Annotated in this window: 13 protein-coding genes and 1 other RNA gene; 7 read left to right on the forward strand and 7 right to left on the reverse strand. The window is 70.2% G+C overall.

Going from position 1 to position 11669, the window contains the following annotated elements; translation table 11 throughout:
* Window positions 1-6: 6 nt before the first annotated feature.
* The 3 genes from AC1RTO_RS03840 to AC1RTO_RS03850 form a co-directional block, all read right to left on the reverse strand.
* A protein-coding gene (locus tag AC1RTO_RS03840) for an IS5 family transposase (RefSeq protein WP_493159581.1) occupies window positions 7-758 on the reverse strand; the annotation gives its coding sequence in 2 pieces (ribosomal slippage) (window positions 7-428 and window positions 428-758; 753 coding nt in all).
* Window positions 759-804: 46 nt separating this feature from the next.
* Window positions 805-1992, reverse strand: coding sequence for a hypothetical protein (locus AC1RTO_RS03845; RefSeq protein WP_493159582.1), 1188 nt, complete (start codon window positions 1990-1992; stop codon window positions 805-807).
* A gap of 42 nt (window positions 1993-2034) precedes the next feature.
* On the reverse strand, window positions 2035-2691 hold the full coding sequence (locus AC1RTO_RS03850) for an alpha/beta hydrolase (RefSeq protein ID WP_293878140.1): 657 nt from the start codon (window positions 2689-2691) through the stop codon (window positions 2035-2037).
* Between the two features lie 135 nt (window positions 2692-2826).
* Here AC1RTO_RS03850 and AC1RTO_RS03855 point away from each other — a divergent pair, with 135 nt between their 5' ends.
* From AC1RTO_RS03855 to ffs, 5 genes are all read left to right on the forward strand, one after another.
* Entirely contained in the window at window positions 2827-3843 is a 1017-nt protein-coding gene (locus AC1RTO_RS03855) for a cysteine desulfurase family protein (RefSeq protein WP_493160326.1), read from the forward strand.
* The gene (locus AC1RTO_RS03860) at window positions 3840-4907 is read left to right on the forward strand and encodes a cysteine desulfurase family protein (RefSeq protein ID WP_493160327.1); all 1068 of its coding nucleotides are present in this window, start codon (window positions 3840-3842) and stop codon (window positions 4905-4907) included. Before AC1RTO_RS03855 ends, AC1RTO_RS03860 begins: the two co-directional genes overlap by 4 nt.
* Window positions 4904-5215, forward strand: a complete 312-nt coding sequence (locus AC1RTO_RS03865; protein WP_493159583.1) for a 2Fe-2S iron-sulfur cluster-binding protein — start codon at window positions 4904-4906, stop codon at window positions 5213-5215. The genes AC1RTO_RS03860 and AC1RTO_RS03865 overlap by 4 nt, the downstream gene beginning before the upstream one ends.
* A gap of 120 nt (window positions 5216-5335) precedes the next feature.
* The gene (locus AC1RTO_RS03870) at window positions 5336-5635 is read left to right on the forward strand and encodes a hypothetical protein (RefSeq protein ID WP_493159584.1); all 300 of its coding nucleotides are present in this window, start codon (window positions 5336-5338) and stop codon (window positions 5633-5635) included.
* Window positions 5636-5677: 42 nt separating this feature from the next.
* Window positions 5678-5773: signal recognition particle sRNA small type (gene ffs / locus AC1RTO_RS03875), an RNA gene on the forward strand.
* Between the two features lie 59 nt (window positions 5774-5832).
* Here the strand turns inward: ffs and AC1RTO_RS03880 are convergent.
* The 3 genes from AC1RTO_RS03880 to AC1RTO_RS03890 form a co-directional block, all read right to left on the reverse strand.
* Window positions 5833-6510, reverse strand: coding sequence for a prolyl hydroxylase family protein (locus tag AC1RTO_RS03880; RefSeq protein WP_293878147.1), 678 nt, complete (start codon window positions 6508-6510; stop codon window positions 5833-5835).
* 146 nt (window positions 6511-6656) lie between these two features.
* Window positions 6657-7541, reverse strand: a complete 885-nt coding sequence (locus tag AC1RTO_RS03885) for an RcnB family protein (protein WP_493159585.1) — start codon at window positions 7539-7541, stop codon at window positions 6657-6659.
* Window positions 7542-7650: 109 nt separating this feature from the next.
* Window positions 7651-8208 carry a (2Fe-2S)-binding protein gene (locus tag AC1RTO_RS03890; RefSeq protein ID WP_493159586.1) on the reverse strand — a complete coding sequence of 186 codons (558 nt, stop codon included), beginning with the start codon at window positions 8206-8208 and terminating at the stop codon, window positions 7651-7653.
* A gap of 76 nt (window positions 8209-8284) precedes the next feature.
* On the opposite strand from AC1RTO_RS03890, the gene AC1RTO_RS03895 reads away from it, so the two are divergent.
* Window positions 8285-9085, forward strand: coding sequence for a DODA-type extradiol aromatic ring-opening family dioxygenase (locus tag AC1RTO_RS03895; protein ID WP_493159587.1), 801 nt, complete (start codon window positions 8285-8287; stop codon window positions 9083-9085).
* A gap of 67 nt (window positions 9086-9152) precedes the next feature.
* Window positions 9153-10457, forward strand: a complete 1305-nt coding sequence (locus AC1RTO_RS03900; RefSeq protein WP_493159588.1) for a sugar MFS transporter — start codon at window positions 9153-9155, stop codon at window positions 10455-10457.
* Here AC1RTO_RS03900 and AC1RTO_RS03905 read toward each other — a convergent pair.
* Window positions 10454-11572: a CaiB/BaiF CoA transferase family protein gene (locus AC1RTO_RS03905; RefSeq protein WP_493159589.1), complete on the reverse strand. Its 1119-nt coding sequence runs from the start codon at window positions 11570-11572 to the stop codon at window positions 10454-10456. The genes AC1RTO_RS03900 and AC1RTO_RS03905 overlap by 4 nt on opposite strands.
* Window positions 11573-11669: the final 97 nt, after the last annotated feature.

Consider the following 11669-nt stretch of genomic DNA (forward strand, 5'->3'; position numbering starts at 1 on the left):
GGGGATTCATCGTGAGTTGATGACTGCGGCGGCGAGGTAGATCATGGCCTTGAAGCTGCGGTCGGTCTTGCAAGCACGCATGGCGATGCGCTTGAACTCCTTAAGCCGGCAGAAGAAGTTCTCGATGAGATGGCGCCATGTATAGATGGCGGCGTCGATCTTGCGCGCGCCTATGCGCCGTGAGTGCTGCGAGATAATGACCGCCGCTCCACGCTCGTCGAGGTCGGCGATGATGGCATTGCTGTCGAATGCCTTGTCCGCGATCAGGCCATCGAAGGCGATCCCGTCGATCAACGGCGGAACGCCGACGGTGTCGAAACGGTGTCCCGGCATCAGGTGGAAGCGCACGAGGTTGCCCAGCGCATCGGTCAGCGCGAGGATCTTGGTCGTCATGCCGCCTTTGGAGCGACCAATGGCCTGGCTCTGAGTCCCCCTTTTGCGCCCTGACCGTGACGGTGGACCTTGACGATGGTGGCGTCGACCATGGCGTATTCGAGGTCCGGCTCGTCCGACAGCGCGTCAAATATCCGCTGGAAAACATCGGCTTCGCGCCAGTCGCGAAAACGCCGGAAGGCCGTACTCCAGTTGCCAAAGCGTTCAGGCAGATCGCGCCACGGGCTGCCTGTGCGCGCGATCCACAGCACCGCCTCCACAAACAGCCGATTGTCCCTGCCACTCCGGCCAGGGTCAGTCCGCTTGCCCAGACAATGCGGCTCCATCCTCGCCCACTGGGCGTCCGTCAGTACGTCGCGATCCATCCAAAGTGTGAATCACATCCATCACACTTTGTGAATCCCCCAGGCCCTAGGGCAGCGTGAGCGTCGCCGTCGCGGCGGAGGCGGGGTCGAAGCGTTCGGTCAGCGATGCCCGGATCGCGGTGGCGGTGCGCGGCACGCGGCCGGAGAAGACCTGCCGGCCCTCGACCGTGACGCGGACCGGCCGGTCGAGGTCGACCAGCCGGTCGGACAGGCGCAGCGTCATGCCGGCCGGAACCGCGCCGGTCAGCGCGATCGTCTGCCCGTCGACCGTCGCGTCGATGCGGTCGCCGGTCTTCGCCGCCGCCGCGTCGGGGATGCGCAGCCAGTAGAAGCGGTCGGCGGTGACGTCGTCCTGCACCCAGACGATGCGGCGTGGCCACGGATCGCGGGTGAAGCGCGCCATCCACGGCACCGCTTCGGCGTCGCGCCGGTTCATCCAGTGGGGCAGCCCTTCGTAGATGCGCGACAGGACGACGTAACCGCCCGGATGGGCGGCGTGGAGGCGGGCGAGGTCCGCGGTCTTCTCCGCCGCCAGCCGGTTGCGATCATAGGCGTCGTCGGCACCACCCATCAGGATCGCGAAGGGGAGGTTGCGCAGCGGCAGCAGCGAGGCGTCGCCGGGATGCCCCGCCATCATCGCGGCAGCGGCGAACCGGTCCGCCATCCGTGGCGCCAGCTGCCAGACGCCGTCGCCGCCCGCCGAATAGCCCATCAGATAGACGCGATCGGGATCGACGCCGTTGATCGCGACCTGCGCGTCGATCAATCGCTGCAGCAGCGGATCGATATGACGCTCATGCCACAGGTTCCACGTGTCGGTCGGCGCGCGCGGCGCGAGATAAAGGCCCTCGGCCGGCTGGTAGAGACGGATCTGGTTGTGCCACTGGTCCTCGTTGACCTCGGGCGGGGCGTTGCCGCCGCCGTGGAGCGATATCCACAGGCTGCGACCCTGCGCGGGGGCGGTGCCGAACGTGCGGTCGCCCCATTTCATCGTCTTGCCGCCGACCGTGATCGTCTTCGCGGCGATCGCCGGGCCATAGGCGGCGCGGATCGCCTGCCGGCGTTCGGCCGTGATCCGCCCCAGCGCCTGCGCCGCCCCGGCCCGGGTCAGGCCTCGCGTAGGGGACGGCGCGGACCGATGCCGGTCTGCCGGCTGGCGGGGCTGGGCGGGCGCAAAACCGGAGACGGCGGTCACCGACAGGCCGATAGCGGCCGATACGATCGAACGGAGCATATTGGTACCATACCAATATGTCCAATGCTGTCCATTCCCCGATCAGCGGATCGGCGAATTCGGGTCCAGCCGCATGTCGAGATAGCTGTCGACCGAGCGCATCAGCTCCGGCGTCTCGTTCTCGAAGAAGTGGTTCGCCTTCGGGATCGTGTCGTGGTGGATGGTGATGTGCTTCTGCGTGCGCAGCTTGTCAACCAGCTTTTGCGTCGCGCCCGGGGTTGCGACCTCGTCGGCCTCGCCCTGGATGATGATGCCCGACGACGGGCAGGGGGCGAGGAAGCTGAAATCGTACATGTTCGCGGGCGGCGCGACCGAGATGAAGCCGCGGATCTCCGGACGGCGCATCAGCAGCTGCATGCCGATCCACGCGCCGAAGCTCACCCCGGCGATCCAGGTGGTCGAGGCTTCCGGGTGGAAGCTCTGCACCCAGTCGAGCGCGCTCGCCGCGTCGGACAGTTCGCCGACGCCGTTGTCGAACGTCCCCTGGCTCTTGCCGACGCCGCGGAAGTTGAATCGCAGCGTGGCGAAACCGCGGCGCTGGAACGTCTTGTAGAGTTCCTGAACCAGCCGGTTGTTCATCGTGCCGCCCGCCGACGGGTGCGGGTGGAGGATCATCGCGACGGGCGCGCGGGGACGGGGAGCCGGGGCGAAGCGCCCTTCGAGACGGCCTTCGGGACCGGGGAAAATGACTTCGGGCATGAGCCTCGCCACATAAGAAGGGGCGCGCTGGTGGAGCGCAGAATGTTGCGCGCTATATAGGCGTGACGCTCCCTTGCGCAATTGGAACGAATCCTGCCCCATCGTATCTATCTGGATCATGCCGCGACCACGCCGATGACCGCCGCCGCGCGCGATGCGGTCGCGCGCGGGCTGGCGCTGTGGGCGAACCCGTCGTCGCCGCATGCCGAGGGGCGGGCGGCGCGGGCGGCGCTGGAGGCGGCGCGGCGGGCGATCGCGGCGGCGCATGGCTGGCGGGGCGAGGTGCTGCTGACCAGCGGCGCGAGCGAATCGCTCGGCATCGCGCTGGGGCGGACGACGCTGCCGCGGCGGCTCATCACCGCGGTGGAGCATGATGCGGTGATGCGCGCCGGCGCCGATGCGGGGGTGGTGCCGGCCGGTGGGGATGGGATCGTCGACCTCGACCGGCTAGCGGCGATGCTGGCGGACGGGCCGGCGCTGGTCTGCGTGCAATGGGCGAACAGCGAGACGGGCGTGCGCCAGCCGATCGCGGCGATCGCCAATGCCGTGCACGCGGCGGGCGGCATGCTGCTGGTCGATGCGGCGCAGATGCCCGCGTCGGACGAACTGGCGGCGGTTGCTGACATGGTCGCGCTGTCGGCGCACAAGCGCGGCGGGCCGCCGGGCGTCGGCGCGCTGCTGGTCCGCGATCTGGGGCTGCTCCATCCGAGCGGCGGGCAGGAGCGGGGCTATCGGCCCGGCACCGAGAATTTGCCGGGCGTGCTCGGCTATGCCGCGGCGCTGGCCGAGCCGGAGCCGGACCATGATGCGCTGCGCGCGCGGCTGGACGATGCGATCTTGCGGTCGGGGGGCGAGATTGTCGCCGCCGACAGCCCGCGCCATCCGGCGATCGGGTCGTACCGGCTGCGCGGTGCTGCGGCGGCGGCGCAGCTGATCCTGCTCGACGGCGCGGGCTTCGCGGTGTCGGCGGGCAGCGCCTGTTCGAGCGGCAGCATGAAGCCGAGCCACGTCCTCGCCGCGATGGGCTGGGACGAGGCGGCGGGGCGCGAGGTGATCCGGGTGAGCTTCGGGCGAACCACGACCGCCGCGGAGGTCGACGCCTTCGTCGCGGCATGGCGGCAGATGGCGCGCACGACGCGGCGTGCCGCATGATCTACCTCGACTATCAGGCGACGACCCCGCTCGCGCCCGAGGCGCTGGCGGCGATGCTGCCGTGGCTCGAATCGCAGCATGCCAATCCGCATTCGGCGCACCGGCCGGGGCGCGGGGCGAAGGCCACGGTGGAGGTGGCGCGCGAGCAGGTCGCGGCGCTGCTGCCGCCGGGCGGGCGCGTGGTCTTCACGAGCGGCGCGACCGAGGCGCTCAACTGGGCGATCAAGGGCAGCCGCGGGCCGCTGGTCACGCTGGCGACCGAACATGCCGCGGTGCTCGATACGGTACGGCATCTCGCCGCGAACGGTCGCCCCGCGACGGTGCTGCCGGTGGACGCACGCGGGCTGGCCGGGCCTGCGGCGATCGCGCCGGGGACGGGGCTGGTCGCGGCGATGCTGGTCAACAACGAGATCGGCGTGATCCAGCCGATCGCGGTGCTGGCGGATGCGGCGCATGATGCGGGGGCGCTCTTCCTGTGCGACGCGGTGCAGGGCTATGGCCGGGTCGCGATCCCCGACACGGTCGATCTGGTCGCGCTCTCCGCACACAAGATCCACGGACCCAAGGGGATCGGCGCGCTGTGGATCCGCGACGGGGTGACGCTCGATCCGTTGCTGCATGGCGGTGATCAGGAGGGCGGCCGGTCGGGCACGCTGTCGCCGGCGCTGTGCGCGGGGTTCGGCGTTGCGGCGCGGCTGATGGCGGAGCGGCGCGAGGCGGATGCGGCGCATGTCGGGCGGCTGTGGGCGATGGCGACCGAGCGGTTGCGCGGCTGGGCGGTCAACGGGCCGGTCGAGCCGCGCTACCACGGCAACCTCAACGTCCGGCAGGACGGGCTGGATGTGGCGCGGCTGATGTCCGACTGCCGCGACATCGCCTTTTCGGCGGGATCCGCCTGCGCCAGCGGATCGGGCCGGTCGAGCCACGTGCTGCGCGCGATCGGCCTGACCGAGGCGCAGGCGCGCTCGAGCATCCGGCTGGGGTTCGGGCGCTGCACGACGGAGGAGGCGCTGCGGACCGCACTCGACGCGATCCTCGCGGCGGCGGATCGGCAGCGATCGTGATCCGGGTGCGCTTCGTGGCGGCGGACGGCAGCGTGCGCGAGGCGGCGGGCGTGGCGGGCGTGCGCCTGCTCGACGTCGCGCAGGCGGACGGCCAGCCGCTGGAGGGGACGTGCGACGGCGATCTCGCCTGCGCGACCTGCCATGTCATGGTGGCGGCAGAGGATGTCGCGCGGCTGCCGGCCGCGGCGGAGGAGGAGGAGGACCTGCTCGACCTCGTCCCCGCCGCGACGCGGACGAGCCGGCTGGCGTGCCAGATCCGGCTGACCGCCGCGCTGGACGGGCTGACGGTGCGGGTGCCGTCAGCCTGACCGGCATGGTCCGGCAGTCAGTCTGACATTTCGACAACGGCGAATTCAGGAACCGTGCATGGCCGCGGCGCGATGGTGCGTCATGCCCGGTCCGCCGGGCGCGTGAAAGGAGTATCCATCATGAAGCTGATTGCACTGTTCAGCGCCGCCGCCCTCGCCGCGGGAACGCTCATGGCGCCCGCGCCGGCCGAGGCGCAGCGGCACGGTTACGAACGCGGGTACGATCGCGGCCATCATCGCGGCTACGATCGCCGGTGGAACCGCGGGCCGGACCGGCGCTGGGATCGCGGCCGCCATTATGGCTATGATCGCGGCCGGGGCTATGGTCGCGGGCGCGGCTATGGCCGCAGTCGGGTCGTCTGCCGGGTTCAGCGCGGCTATTACGGGCCGGTGCGGCGCTGCTTCCGCGTCTATCGTTGATCTGAACGCTTGATCCCGCCGCCCGACCCCGCCATATGGCCCGCGGGAGTCGGGCGGACGTGGTCGTCGCCAACCCGGTCAGGTCCGGAAGGAAGCAGCCGCAACGATTTCGCCGCGGGTCGTCCCGGCTCCCACCGCATCGCATCGGCAAGCCGATGCCAGCGGCGCACAGCGCCTGCTGACCCCCACCAAAGCCGTTACCGCTTGAGCCACGACCGCTCGCGGAACCACTTGGTCACGATATATTTCGTCCCCTCTACCACCGCGGTGCCTTCGTGCAGCGTCAGTGCGTTCGGCGTGCCATCCGGGTTCATGTTGTTCCAGGCGAGCAGCAGCCCGCGACGCGGCGCGATCTTGAAGCCGGCCTGCGGGAACCAGGTCGCGCCGCCGTCGGCGACGTCGTTGAGGTAGATCATCGTCGTCCACGTCCGCTGGCCGCCGGAGGCCTGCATCTGCTGCCAGTAGCTTTCGGTATCGTGGAAATAATCGTGATGCGCGCGGAAATGCTGGCCGGGGGCGTAGCGCTGGCCCTGCATCGTCTCGCCATGGTCGGGCGCCATGCCGAGCAGGCCGGCGATCGCCTCGTCGATCGGCTGCACCTCGGGAGCGTAGCGGTTCATGTCGCAGCTGTCGCTGGTACGGAAATCGGGATCCTGGCGATCGGACAGCAGCGACGACGGCCGCCGGTTGGCGTCGATCAGCGCGATCAGCGTGTCGCACTGGGCCGCGTCGAGGAAGTCGAGATGATAATAGACCTGCACGCCGGCGATCCCGGCCGCGATCATCGCCGGATTGGCGTCGAGCCGCGCGGCGACCCGTGCGCCGATCTGCTGGCGGAGAGGGGAGGCGGCGGGCGCTTTCTTGCGAGCGAACATGGCGCGAGAGATGCCGCCGCGGTTCGCCGATGACAAGGGGGCGATGACCGGGGGGCGATGACAGGGGGCGCAATGACAGGGGGCGCAATGACAGGGGGCGCAATGACAGGGGGAGGCCCGGCGCCGATGCCGGACCTCCCGCCCGATCAGTAGAAGATGCCGTAGACGCTATCGACGACTTGTCCGGTGCGGATGTCGACCAGCAGCGCGTCGTCGTAATAGCGCACCCAGCGATACGGGCCGTACGCCTCGGGCAGGCGATAGGTGTAGGGATCCTCGATCCAATAGTTGCGATTGAACAGGATCGAGGACAGCGAGACGCCGACCGAGAAGCGGCGATAGCCCTGGCCCCAGCCCGACGGCGCGTAATAGCGCGGCAGGCGATAGGCGCCGCGGTTCAGCTGGCGATTGCGGTTCCAGTCGTACCGGTTGTCGTTGCGCCAGCCCCGGTTCCACGCGCCGCTGCGGTTGTCGTAGCGGCGGCCGTCGTTCCAGTCGTTGCCGCGGCCGTTATTGCCGCGCCAGTCGCCCCGTCCCGGATCGAAGTTCTGGCCGTAGCCGGGACGGCGATCGTCCTGCCGGCCTTCGCGGAAGCCGGGACGGACCTGGTCGCGCCCGTTGCGGTCCGGCTGGCGCCAGCCGTTGCCGGCCTGTCCACGATCGCCGTTCCAGCGACGGTCGTCGCCACGCTCCGGCCGGTCGCTGCCGCGGTTCCAGTCGCGCTGGCTGCCATCGGGGCGATTGCCGTCCGCGCGGTTCCAGCCGCGGCCGTCGCGGTCGCCGCGTGGCGTGTCGGGGCGGGCTTCGGGAGCCGGCTGCTGGCGCCCGGCGCGGAATTCGGCGCGCTGCGGCCGTTCGGCGCGCACCTGCGCGTCGACGCCGACCTCCGCCGATCGATCCGGGCGGTCCGCGCGCTGGCCCCATTCGCCGCGACGGCCCTGGCCCCGTTCGCGGCCGTCCTGCTCCTGCGCCTGGGCGGCGATCGGCATCAGCATGGATGCCGCCAGCAGGGCCTTGATTACGCTCTTCATGACGATCCCGTCCTCAATCCGCCGGCGCACGAGCCGGCTCCGATGATGGGACCCGTCTACGCCCGCCGTCGTGTGCCGAAGCTGAATTGGTTCGTCAGCGTTCCGACAGCTATTCGCCCGTCGTCTCGCGCGGCGGCGGCACGAGCGCGGGGACGATGCGCGCCGCATCGGCGGGGTCGATGCCGGGGCGGGCGCCCGCGGCGATCGTCTCCTCGCCGCGCGCGGCGCGGCCGGCGCGCTGGATCGCCTCGATCAGGCGCGGATAGATGCCGCAGCGGCAGATGTTGCGGATCGCGGCGCGGATATCCGCCTCGCCGGGGTCGGTATTATGTTTGAGCAGCACCGACGCCGCCATGATGATGCCGGGGATGCAGAAGCCGCATTGCGGGACGCTGGCGGCGATGAAGGCGAGCTGGAGCGGATGGTTGCGCTCGCGCGACAGCCCTTCGATCGTGGTGACGTACGTGCCCTCGACGCTGCCGACCGGGACTTGGCAGGACAGAACCGCGCGGCCGTCGATATCGACCGTGCAGGCGCCGCAATGGCCGGTGCCGCAGCCGTATTTGGTCCCCGTCAGGTTCGATGCGTCGCGCAACGCCCATAGCAGCGGCGTCGCGGGGTCGAGGCGATATTCGACCGGCTGGTTGTTGACGGTGAGGCGCGACATGGCGCCCTCTTAGGCGAAACGCGGCGTTTCGATCCAGACGATTGCAGCAGGCATCGATCGCGCCGACCTTGGCACGATGACGCTTCCGACGCTGTTCGTGCCGCATGGCGGCGGCCCCTGTTTCTTCATGGACCCGGACGGCGGCCCGCCCGATCCGATGTGGCGGCCGATGCAGGCCTATCTGGCCGGGCTGATCGGGTCGCTGCCCGAACGGCCGCGCGCGATCCTGATGGTATCCGGTCACTGGGAGACGCAGGAGGTGACCGTGCATGTCGGCGAGCAGCCGGCGTTGTTGTTCGATTACCACGGCTTTCCCAACCACACCTACCGCCTGCGCTGGGACGCGCCGGGGGCGCCGGCGGTGGCGCGCCGGGCGGCGGACCTGCTGCGCGGTGCGGGCCATGCCGTCGCCGAGGAGGCGGAGCGGGGCTGGGACCATGGCGTCTTCATCCCGATGATGGTCGCGAACCCCGCCGCGGATATCCCGCTGGTGCAGATGTCGCTGCGCGCCGACCTCGACCCCGCGGCGCATATCGCCATCGGCCGCGCGCTGGCGCCGCTGCGCGACGAGGGGGTGCTGATCGTCGGATCGGGGATGAGTTTCCATAACATGCGCGCCCGTGGATCGCAGGTGACGCCGGTGGCGACGCAATGGGATGCGGCGCTGGCCGACGCGGCGACCGATCCCGACCCGGCCCGTCGGGCGGCGCGGGTCGCCGACTGGGAGTCGCTGCCGCATGCCCGCTTCGCGCATCCCGAGGCGGAGCATCTGCTCCCGCTGATGGTGGCGCTCGGCGCAGGGGGCGACGGGCCGGCGGTGCGCGACTATCGCGACGTGGTGATCGGCTGGGCGGTGTCCGGATTCCGCTTCGGCTGAACGGCTTGCCAGCGGCGGTGGACGCCGCCTATGCCGGGGCAAACGATCCCAAGAGGCTGCCTTTCCTATGGCCATGCACATCGATACCAGCACTGCCGGCGCGTCGGGCGACGCGAGCCACGGCTATGACGCCCCCGACCTGCGCGTGTTCGTCATCGCGCTGTTCTTCATCTTCGGCGGCATCACCAGCCTCAACGACATCATCATCCCGAAGCTGAAGGAGCTGTTCACGCTCGACCACGCGACGTCGATGCTGGTCCAGTCGGCGTTCTTCCTCGCCTATGCGCTGTTCTCGCTGCCGGCCGCGGCGATCGTGCGGCGGGCGGGCTATATGCGCACCGCCTCGATCGGCCTCGTCACGATGATGGTCGGCTGTTTGCTGTTCATCCCCGCCGCCAAGAGCGCGACGTTCGGCATGTTCCTGGTCGCGCTGTTCGTGCTCGGGGCGGGGATCACCATCGTGCAGGTGGTGGCCAATCCGCTGATCTCGCTGCTCGGCAAGCCCGAGACGGCGTCGAGCCGGCTGACATTCGCGCAGGCGTTCAACTCGCTCGGCACGACGATCTTTCCGCGCGTCGGGTCGGCGCTGATCCTCGGCGGCCTCGCCAGCGTCAGCGCGGCGTCGCTGTCCGGCGCGGCGCTGGTTGCCTATCGGCAGGAAGCCTCGCAGGTCATCGTCCACACCTATCTGGGCCTCGCGGTCGCGCTGGCGGTGATCGCCGCGGTGGTGTGGACCCGTCGCAACCGGCTGAACGAGGAACAGGATCACACCGGCAGCATCTTCCACGCCTTCACCCTGCTCAAGCGCCCGCGCTTCGCGATGGGGGCGGCGTGCATCTTCCTCTACGTCGGGGCGGAAGTGGCGATCGGATCGGTCATCGTCCTCTATCTGATGCAATCGTCCGTGTTCGGGATCAGCGATCAGGCGGCGGGCAATTACGTCGCTTATTACTGGGGCGGTGCGCTGGTCGGCCGTTTCATCGGGTCGTACGTGCTGACCCGCGTCGCGCCGGGCAAGGTGCTGGCGACGGTGGCGACCGGCGCGATCGCGCTGATCCTGATCTCCGCCAACACCACCGGCGTGCTGGCGGGCTATACGCTGCTGGCGATCGGGCTGATGAACGCGGTGATGTTCCCGACGATCTTCAGCCTCGCGAGCGAGGGGCTGGGCAAGCGCGCGGCCGAGGGATCGGGCGTAATCGCGACGGCGATCGTCGGCGGGGCGATCGTGCCGCCGCTGACCGGCCTGATCGCCGACATCACCGGGTCGATGCAGTTTTCGCTGCTGCTGCCCGCGGTCTGCTACGCGATCATCTTCGCTTACGGCCTCTACGCACGGCGTCCGGTGGTCGAGGCGGAGCGGGCGGCCTAAAGCCCGAGTTCGGCGATCTCCGCCGCCGAGAAGCCCAGATCGGCGAGCGCCGCGGCATCGTCGCGGGCGGTCGCCATCATCGGCGGGACGGTGGTGCTGGCGGAATAGCGCGGTGCCGGGGCGGGCTGGGTGACGCCGCCCGCCGTCGGCAGCATCGCGCGGTGCCGGTTGTGGGGATGCGCTGGGGCTTCGGCCGCATCGAGGACCGGCGTGACGCAGGCCTCGCTGCCCACGAAGGCCGCGACCCAGGCGTCGCGGCTGCGGGTCAGGAAGCGCGCGGCGAGCGCCTCGCGCATCGCGGGCCATGCGGCGGGATCGAACTGGCGGGTCCAGATCGGGTCGTCGAGCGCGAGGACGCGGCGGAGCGCGGCGTAGAAGGCGGGCTCGATCGCGCCGACCGCGATCCATTTGCCGTCGGCGCACGCATAGGTGTCGTAGAAGGGCGCGCCGCCGTCGAGCAAATTGGTGCCGCGCGCGTCGTTCCACCGGCCCATCGCGCGAAAGCCCCAGATCATGCTCATCAGCAGGGCCGACCCTTCGGTCATGGCGGCATCGACGACCTGCCCCTCGCCGCTGCGCTGCGCGTGGAGCAGGGCGGCGAGCATGCCGAAGGCGAGCAGCATGCCGCCGCCGCCGAAATCGCCGACCATGTTGATCGGCGGCATCGGCCGGTCGCCCGCCCGCCCGAAGGCGTGAAGCGCGCCCGACAGCGCGATATAGTTGATGTCGTGGCCCGGCTCCTGCGCCAGCGGGCCGTCCTGCCCCCAGCCGGTCATGCGGCCATAGACGAGGCGCGGATTGTCGGCGAGCAGCCGGTCGGGGCCGAGGCCGAGCCGCTCCATCACGCCGGGGCGGAAGCCCTCGATCAGGCCATCGGCGGTGGCGGCGATGCGGCGGACCGCGGCGATGCCCTGCGGCGTCTTGAGATCGAGCGCGATCGACCGGCGCGAGCGGAGCAGGGGGTCCTTCGTGGGATCGCTGAAGGCGGGCTGGATGCCGCGGTCGATGCGGATGACCTCCGCGCCGTGATCGGCGAGCATCATGCCGCAGAACGGGCCGGGGCCGATCCCGGCCATCTCGACGATGCGCAGGCCGGCAAGCGGGGGCGGGGCCATGGTGTCTCTCCCTGTTTTTCCGAAGAGACTAGGTCGGGTCGCGACCGAGCACAACAAATGTTATGGCTGGGGTCGATGCCGTGACGGACGCTGGCCG

The sequence above is a fragment of the Sphingomonas sp. GW821-FHT10F09 genome (assembly GCF_058809195.1).

What these genes read in the sequence shown, in the direction of transcription:
- AC1RTO_RS03890 (WP_493159586.1), bottom strand. Translation starts at nt 8,208, where the DNA reads ATGTCGCGCCTCACCGTCAACAACCAGCCGGTCGAATATCGCCTCGAC.
- AC1RTO_RS03900 (WP_493159588.1), top strand. Translation starts at nt 9,153, where the DNA reads ATGGCCATGCACATCGATACCAGCACTGCCGGCGCGTCGGGCGACGCG.
- AC1RTO_RS03845 (WP_493159582.1), bottom strand. Translation starts at nt 1,992, where the DNA reads ATGCTCCGTTCGATCGTATCGGCCGCTATCGGCCTGTCGGTGACCGCC.
- AC1RTO_RS03860 (WP_493160327.1), top strand. Translation starts at nt 3,840, where the DNA reads ATGATCTACCTCGACTATCAGGCGACGACCCCGCTCGCGCCCGAGGCG.
- AC1RTO_RS03885 (WP_493159585.1), bottom strand. Translation starts at nt 7,541, where the DNA reads ATGAAGAGCGTAATCAAGGCCCTGCTGGCGGCATCCATGCTGATGCCG.
- AC1RTO_RS03895 (WP_493159587.1), top strand. Translation starts at nt 8,285, where the DNA reads ATGACGCTTCCGACGCTGTTCGTGCCGCATGGCGGCGGCCCCTGTTTC.
- AC1RTO_RS03855 (WP_493160326.1), top strand. Translation starts at nt 2,827, where the DNA reads ATGACCGCCGCCGCGCGCGATGCGGTCGCGCGCGGGCTGGCGCTGTGG.
- AC1RTO_RS03850 (WP_293878140.1), bottom strand. Translation starts at nt 2,691, where the DNA reads ATGCCCGAAGTCATTTTCCCCGGTCCCGAAGGCCGTCTCGAAGGGCGC.
- AC1RTO_RS03880 (WP_293878147.1), bottom strand. Translation starts at nt 6,510, where the DNA reads ATGTTCGCTCGCAAGAAAGCGCCCGCCGCCTCCCCTCTCCGCCAGCAG.
- AC1RTO_RS03905 (WP_493159589.1), bottom strand. Translation starts at nt 11,572, where the DNA reads ATGGCCCCGCCCCCGCTTGCCGGCCTGCGCATCGTCGAGATGGCCGGG.
- AC1RTO_RS03870 (WP_493159584.1), top strand. Translation starts at nt 5,336, where the DNA reads ATGAAGCTGATTGCACTGTTCAGCGCCGCCGCCCTCGCCGCGGGAACG.